At 74.2% G+C, this 6,616-nt stretch carries 7 protein-coding genes; all 7 read right to left on the minus strand.

Annotated features, from left to right (window positions below):
* Nucleotides 1–75: 75 nt before the first annotated feature.
* Nucleotides 76–2,088 carry an AAA family ATPase gene (locus ACFV4G_RS42665; RefSeq protein ID WP_380448930.1) on the minus strand — a complete coding sequence of 671 codons (2,013 nt, stop codon included), beginning with the start codon at nucleotides 2,086–2,088 and terminating at the stop codon, nucleotides 76–78.
* A 67-nt stretch (nucleotides 2,089–2,155) separates the two neighbouring features.
* A complete protein-coding gene (locus ACFV4G_RS42670) occupies nucleotides 2,156–2,965 on the minus strand; it encodes an Fpg/Nei family DNA glycosylase (protein ID WP_380448932.1) in 810 nt (269 codons plus the stop codon).
* A gap of 96 nt (nucleotides 2,966–3,061) precedes the next feature.
* Nucleotides 3,062–3,907, minus strand: coding sequence for an AAA family ATPase (locus ACFV4G_RS42675; RefSeq protein WP_380448934.1), 846 nt, complete (start codon nucleotides 3,905–3,907; stop codon nucleotides 3,062–3,064).
* 127 nt (nucleotides 3,908–4,034) lie between these two features.
* Nucleotides 4,035–4,463 (minus strand): type II 3-dehydroquinate dehydratase, encoded by a 429-nt coding sequence (gene aroQ, locus ACFV4G_RS42680; protein ID WP_380448942.1) that lies wholly within the window; start codon nucleotides 4,461–4,463, stop codon nucleotides 4,035–4,037.
* A gap of 8 nt (nucleotides 4,464–4,471) precedes the next feature.
* Nucleotides 4,472–5,560 (minus strand): 3-dehydroquinate synthase, encoded by a 1,089-nt coding sequence (aroB, locus tag ACFV4G_RS42685; RefSeq protein ID WP_380448936.1) that lies wholly within the window; start codon nucleotides 5,558–5,560, stop codon nucleotides 4,472–4,474.
* Nucleotides 5,553–6,074 carry a shikimate kinase gene (locus ACFV4G_RS42690; RefSeq protein WP_380448938.1) on the minus strand — a complete coding sequence of 174 codons (522 nt, stop codon included), beginning with the start codon at nucleotides 6,072–6,074 and terminating at the stop codon, nucleotides 5,553–5,555. Before ACFV4G_RS42690 ends, aroB begins: the two co-directional genes overlap by 8 nt.
* Nucleotides 6,071–6,616, minus strand: a 546-nt coding sequence (gene aroC, locus ACFV4G_RS42695) for a chorismate synthase (RefSeq protein ID WP_380448940.1), incomplete at its 5' end; no start/stop codon positions are given. The genes aroC and ACFV4G_RS42690, both read right to left, overlap by 4 nt.

A 6,616-nucleotide genomic window follows, 5' to 3' on the forward strand; every position in this document is an offset into this window, starting at 1 on the left:
GCGATGATCGGCCTCATGACCCGCCGACTCACCGGCGAAAGCACCCCCACCTGGCGAGGAACATGAGCCACCGGGTCAGGGATGAAACGCCCAGTAACGCCCCTGCAGCTCCCGCAGCCGCGCCCGGCTGCGCTCCGCGAGCGCCGCGTCGCCCAGTTCCTCCGCGAGCTCGACCAGCAGGGTGTGTGCCTGGGCCTCCTTGGCGAACTGCTTCAGCTCCCTGGCCTTCCGGACGCAGGCGTCGGCGTGCTCGACCGCGAGATCGAACTGCCCGAGTGCGCGGTGCGCCCGAGCGCGGACGAGCGGGAGCTTCATCAGCATGTCGGTGTCCTCGGTGTCGACGGCCCTCGCGCGGGCCTCGTCGAGGACGGCCAGCGCCTCCTCCGCCCGGCCGTCCGCGATCAGCGCCTGCGCGACGTTGTAGCTCTGCACGATCTCGCCGTGGCCGTCGCCCCGCTTCTCCTCCAGGGCCAGCGTGAACCGCTCCACCGCCCGCGCCGTCCGCCCGTCGGCCAGGCACAGCAGCCCGTCCGTCTCGTACAGCACGCCCGCGAGCCGCCGGTCGGTCACCAGCGGCACCTGCTCCGCGGCGAGCGCCAACTGCTCGGCCGCGAGCGGGAACTCCCGCCGCTCGTAGTAGGCGCGGGCGAGCTGGTTGCGCATCCGGACGACGGCGTCGGGCTGGTTGTCCCACTGCGCCGACTCGACGCCGAGCCGGTGGGTGGCGATCAGGTCCTCGTAGTGCTTGCGGCCGTGGTACAGCGGCCACAGCGACTCGCAGAGCCGCCACACCTCGCCGTGCCACCCCTGCCCGGCCGCCGCCTCCACCACCGCGCGCAGGTCGGCCCGTTCGGCCTGGAACCACTCCAGGGCCGCCGCGTACGAGCCGAAGCCCGGCAGGTCGTCGCCGCTCGGCTCCTGCACCCGCAGCCGCGACCCCATCGCCCGGTCCGCCACCGACGCCCGGCCCCTGAAGTAGGCGACGATCCCGGCCAGGAGCTCGGCCCGGCCGGGCAGTTCGCGCGCACGGGCGTGGGCGTGCGTCCGGACGACGTCGTGCGCCTGGAAGCGCTCCTCCGGGCCGTCGTCGACCACGACGTCCAGCAGGTGCGCGCCGGACAGCTCGTCCAGGGCCTCGTCCGCGTCCTCGACGCCCGTCGCCCCGGCCAGTTCGGCCGACACGAAGGGGCCGGGATGCACGCCGATCAGGTGGTAGAGCGCCCGGGCGGGCGCCGAGAGCCGCTCGTAGACCGGGTCGTAGGTCCGGCGGAGGTTCCCCTCGTCGTTGTTCAGAATGGCCAACTTGCCGTCCCAGTCCGCTAGTTCGGCCACCACCTGGCCCACCGAGAGGCGGCTCCGGCCCAGCAGCTGGCTCCCGACCGCGTTGAGGGCGAGCGGCAGCCCCGCGCACCGCTCCACCAGTGCCGCGACCTCACCGTCGGTGCCGCGCCCGGCGCTCAGCCAGCCGCGCACCAGGGCGGCGGCCGCCGTCTCGTCCAGCCGCTCCAGCCGCAGCACCTCGGCGCCGTCCATCCGCAGCGCGTCCAGGCGTTGCCGGCCCGCCGCCACCAGCAGCCCGCTCGTCGGCAGCAGAGCACGGACCTCGGCGGCGTGCTCGACGTTGTCGAGGAAGACCAGACAGCGCTGCCCGGCGGTGGCCGTCCGGAACTCCCCGAACCGCTCCGCCTCCACGTCCGGCACACGGACCCCGAGGGCTCGCAGAAAACCCTCCAGCACCCCGGCGAGGTCCACCGCGGCCCCGTGCCGGTAGGCCTTGAGGTCGGCGTACAGGACACCGCCCGGGAACTGCGCCGCCTGTTCGGTGGCGAACTTCGCCACCAGCTCCGTCTTGCCGACGCCGGCCAGACCGGTGAAGACGACGATCGCCGGCCCGTCCCGCCCGGCCCGGCCCAGCGCACCCGTGAGAGCGGCGAGTTCGCGCTCGCGGTTGACGAAGGTCCGGCGGGGCGGTCGCACCTGATGCGGGATCCGGCGCTGCGGCTCCAGGTGGACCGTGACGTTTCCGCCCTGGATCACGTTCCCGTGCACCGTGCCCGAAACCCTGTTGGACACCTCGAAGCCGTCCACCCGTCCGCTCCCTCCGCCGGCCCGGGCCCAGCCTACGGCGTGCCGGCCCCCGCCACCTGAATCCGGCTCAGGCCGCCTGGCAGGTCGGGCACCAGAACAGGTTGCGCGCCGCGTGCGACTCCGTCCGCACGTCCGTGCCGCAGACCAGGCAGGGCATCGCGGCGCGGCGGTAGACGTAGACCTCGCCGCCGTGGTCGTCCACGCGCGGCGGCCGGCCCATCGCCTCGGGGGTGTGCTCGGGCCGGACGGTGTCGATGCGGCCCGCGCCGACGCCCTCGCGCATCAGCCCGACGAGGTCCGCCCAGATCGCGTCCCACTCGGCCCGGGTGAGGTCCCGGCCGGCCCGGTGCGGGGCGATGCCGTGCCGGAAGAGCACCTCGGCGCGGTAGACGTTGCCCACCCCGGCCAGCACCTTCTGGTCCATCAGCAGGGCCGCGACCGTCGTCCGGCTGGCCGATATCCGGTGCCAGGCGGCGTCCGGGTCGGCGTCGGCGCGCAGCGGGTCCGGGCCGAGGCGCGCGGCGACGGCGGCCTTCTGCGCGCCGGTGACCAGCGCGCAGGTGTTGGGGCCGCGCAGGTCGGCGTGGGCGTCGTCGTTCTCCAGGCGCAGCCGGATCAGCCCGACGGGCTCCGGGGCGGGCCCGGCGCCGAAGGCGAAGCCGCCGTAGAGGCCGAGGTGCACGTGGACCCACGCGCCCTCCTCGAAGCCGAGGAAGAGGTGCTTGCCGACGGCCTCCGCCCCGACCAGGACCTGCCCGTCGATCAGCTTGGCGTCGTCGGCGAAGCGGCCCTGCGGGCTGGACACCCGGACGGGACGGCCGCCGAAGGCCGTGGTGTTCTCGGCCGCGAGGCGGTGGATGATGTGGCCTTCCGGCACGGGCTCGGCTCCCCTGGGACGGATCAACTCGACCCGTCCATCATCGCAGCCGCCCCCGACATCCCCGCGATCCCGCAGGTCGGCGGCCCGGCCGGCTCAGCGGACCGGCATCCCCGTGAGCCGGGCCAGGATCACCCGGTCCAGCTCGGCGGCCGTCGCGGCGACGTCCAGGTGCGAGTTGTCGATGATCGGCAGCCCGGAGTTGTACCAGCCGGCCATCCGCCCGTGGATGCGGGCGACCTCCTCGTCGCCCAGCCGCCGGTTGCCGCTGCGCCGGGCGTTGCGGCCGAGCACCGAGTCGAGGCTGGGCAGCAGCACGACGGGCAGCATGCCGGGGCCGATGTGCCGCTTCCAGCCGCCGAGGCCGATGGCCGGGCGGTCGGGGAAGACGGCGTCGTCGATGATGCAGGAGATGCCGTTGGCGAGGTAGTTGCGGCAGGCGAAGCCGCAGGTGCGGCGGGCCAGCCGGTACTGGGCCTCGGAGGCGTTGTTCCAGCCGGACTGCGGGTTGGCGAAGCCGGACTGCACCCACTCCCGGACGTCGTCCAGGCTGATGTGCGCGGTCGGGGTGTGCCGCCGCTCGGCCCAGTACCGGGCGACGGTGGTCTTGCCGGCGCCGGCGGGCCCGATCAGCAGGACGGCGATCGGCCCGGCGGGCGCGTGCCGCTGCGGCGGGTGGGCCGGGAGCTGGACGGGCGCGCCGGAGGGCAGGACGAAGTGCCCGGTGGCCCCGGCCGGCATCGGCGCGGTGGGCGCGGGAGCCGGCGCCGGGGCCGGAGCCGCGGGCACCGGCGCGGGCGGAATCGGTGGCGGAACGCGCCCGCCGAACGGCACCGGTCCGGGGGACGAAACGGCCGTCACGGCCCCGGCGGCCGGCCGGACCGGCGGAGCGACGGGATGAGGCGGCACCTGCCCACCCCCGGCGTACTGCGTCACGGTCACCTCCCGACTTCTCCCAGCGGGGACACTACACGGCGGCCCGGCGACGGGCACAGTCCGCCGCCGGGCCGCCGCCCGCCCTCGGGCCGGCCGGAACGCACGGCACCGGCCCGGCCCGTCCGACCGGCCGTCAGCGCGTGGTGAGCTGCTCCGCCAGGGCGCGCAGGGCGAGTTCGTACGAGCCGAGCCCGAACCCGGCGATGGTGCCGGAGGCGACGGCGGCGATGACCGAGGTGTGCCGGAAGGCCTCGCGCGCGTACGGGTTGGAGATGTGCACCTCGATGAGCGGCGCGGTGCGCTGCGCGGCCGCGTCCCGCATGGCGTACGAGTAGTGCGTGAACGCGCCCGGGTTGATCACCACGGGCACCTTGCCGTCGGCCGCCTCGTGCAGCCACTCGACCATCCGCTGCTCGGAGTTGGTCTCGTGGACCTCGACCTCGAAGCCGAACTCCGCGCCGAGCGCCGTGCAGCGCTCGACCAGCCCGGCGTACGAGGTGGCACCGTAGACGTCCGGCTCACGGCTGCCGAGGCGTCCGAGGTTGGGGCCGTTGAGCACCATGACCCTGGTCACGCCGAGACCTCCGCGTAGGCGGCGACGAGCAGGGACGGGTCGGGGCCCTCCAGGACGGAGGTCTTGCCGAGGCCGTCCAGGACGATGAAGCGGATCAGGTCGCCGCGCGACTTCTTGTCGATCTTCATGGCGTCCAGCAGCTTCGGCCAGGCGTCCGCCCGGTAGGTCAGCGGCAGGCCGACGGAGGCCAGCACGGCGCGGTGCCGGTCGGCCGTCTCGTCGTCCAGCCGCCCGGCCAGGCGGCCGAGTTCGGCGGCGTAGACCATGCCGATGGAGATCGCGGCGCCGTGCCGCCACTTGTAGCGCTCGTTGCGCTCGATGGCGTGGCCGAGGGTGTGGCCGTAGTTGAGGATCTCCCGCTGACCGGACTCCTTGAGGTCGCCGGAGACCACGTCGGCCTTGACCTGGATGGCGCGCCGGATCAGCTCGACGGTGTGCGGTCCGGCCGGCGTCTTGGCGCCCTCCGGGTCGGCCTCGATCAGGTCGAGGATCGCCGGGTCGGCGATGAAGCCGCACTTGATGACCTCGGCGAGGCCGGAGACGTAGTCGTGCTTGGGCACGGTCTCCAGCGTGCCGAGGTCGGCCAGGACGCCCACCGGCGGGTGGAAGGCGCCGACCATGTTCTTGCCCTCGGCGATGTTGATGCCGGTCTTGCCGCCGACGGCCGCGTCGACCATGCCGAGCAGCGTGGTCGGCATCGACACCCAGCGCACGCCGCGCAGCCAGGTCGCGGCGACGAAGCCGGCCAGGTCGGTGGTGGCACCGCCGCCGAGGCCGACGACGACGTCGCTGCGGGTGAACCCGGTCTGCCCGAGCACCGACCAGCAGTACGCGGCGACCTCGGCGCTCTTCGCCTCCTCGGCGTTGGGCACCTGGAGCGCGATCGCCTCGTAGCCCTCGGCGGCCAGGTCCTCGCGGACGGCGTCGGCGGTGGCGGCCAGCGCCTCGGGGTGGATGAGCGCGACCCGCTTGGCCCGGGGTCCGATCAGCGGCGCCAGCTCGCCGAGCAGCTGGTGCCCGATCAGCACGTCGTACGGGTCGTGGCCGGCGCTGCCGCCGACGTGAATCCTGACGATGTCAGTCATGGGTGGTCTTCAGCTCCAGTGCTTCCAGTACGGCGTCCGCGACTTGCTCGGGGGTGCGGCCCGCGGTGTCGACGACGGCGGTGGCCACCTCCAGGTAGAGGGGGCGGCGGGCGTCCATCAGCTCGCGCCAGCGGGCCCGCGGGTTGACGGCCAGCAGCGGCCGCGGGGCGTCCAGCCCGACCCGCTTGACGGCGTCGCCCAGCGGGACCTCCAGGAACACCACGGGCAGCTCGCGCAGCAGCGCGCGGGTGGCCTCGGCCATCACCGCGCCACCGCCGAGCGCGAGCACCCCGTCGTGGCCCTCGGCGGCCGCGCGCACCGCGCGGCCCTCCAGCTCGCGGAAGTGCGGCTCGCCCTCGTCGATGAAGATCTCGGGGATCGGCTTGCCGGCCAGCACCTCGATGTCGGCGTCGGTGTCGCGGAAGCCGACGCCCAGGCGCTCGGCCAGGGCCCGCCCGACCGTGGACTTGCCGCTGCCGGGCGGGCCGACCAGAACGACGACAGGCCGGATCATCGGATGATCAGGTGGTCGAGGTAGCCCTGCACGTTGCGGCGCGTCTCCGAGACGTGGTCGCCGCCGAACTTCTCGTTCACCGCGTCGGCCAGCACCAGCGCCACCATCGCCTCCGCCACGATCCCCGCAGCCGGCACCGCACACACGTCCGAACGCTGGTGGTGCGCCTTCGCCGGCTCACCCGTACGCACGTCCAGCGTCTGCAGCGCCCGCGGCACCGTCGCGATCGGCTTCATCGCCGCACGCACCCGCAACAGCTCACCCGTCGACAGACCGCCCTCGGTGCCGCCGGAGCGGCCGGAGGTGCGCTTCACACCCTCCGCCGTCGGCACGATCTCGTCATGCGCCTTCGAACCCGGCACCCGCGCCAGCTCGAAACCGTCCCCGACCTCGACACCCTTGATCGCCTGGATCCCCATCAACGCAGCCGCCAGCCGCGCGTCCAGCCGCCGGTCCCAGTGCACATGCGAACCCAGACCCACCGGCACCCCGTACGCCAGCACCTCGACCACACCACCGAGCGTGTCACCGTCCCGGTGCGC

The sequence above is a fragment of the Kitasatospora sp. NPDC059747 genome (assembly GCF_042732955.1).
Taxonomy (GTDB): domain Bacteria; phylum Actinomycetota; class Actinomycetes; order Streptomycetales; family Streptomycetaceae; genus Kitasatospora.

What these genes read in the sequence shown, in the direction of transcription:
- aroQ (WP_380448942.1), bottom strand. Translation starts at nt 4,463, where the DNA reads ATGGTGCTCAACGGCCCCAACCTCGGACGCCTCGGCAGCCGTGAGCCG.
- aroB (WP_380448936.1), bottom strand. Translation starts at nt 5,560, where the DNA reads ATGACTGACATCGTCAGGATTCACGTCGGCGGCAGCGCCGGCCACGAC.
- ACFV4G_RS42690 (WP_380448938.1), bottom strand. Translation starts at nt 6,074, where the DNA reads ATGATCCGGCCTGTCGTCGTTCTGGTCGGCCCGCCCGGCAGCGGCAAG.